The following is a 235-nucleotide window of genomic DNA, read 5'->3' on the forward strand; positions in this document are numbered from 1 at the left end:
TGATGATAAGATAGCGTGGTACGAGAATGACGGCAGCGGCAATTTTGGTGCGCAGCAGGTCATAACGACATCAGCGAATGGTGCCAGGTCCGTATACGCCATGGATTTGGACGGTGATGGCGACGCGGATGTATTATCAGCCTCATCAAATGATGATAAGATAGCGTGGTACGAGAATGACGGCAGCGGCAATTTTGGTGCGCAGCAGGTCATAACGACATCAGCGAATGGTGCC

The 235-nt window shown here is 51.5% G+C and carries 1 protein-coding gene; it reads left to right on the forward strand.

Annotated features, from left to right (window positions below; all coding sequences use genetic code 11):
* A partial coding sequence (locus IX84_RS18415; RefSeq protein WP_044224089.1) for an FG-GAP repeat domain-containing protein occupies window positions 1-235 on the forward strand: 235 nt, incomplete at both ends.

It is taken from the genome of Phaeodactylibacter xiamenensis (assembly GCF_000759025.1).
Lineage (GTDB): Bacteria > Bacteroidota > Bacteroidia > Chitinophagales > Saprospiraceae > Phaeodactylibacter > Phaeodactylibacter xiamenensis.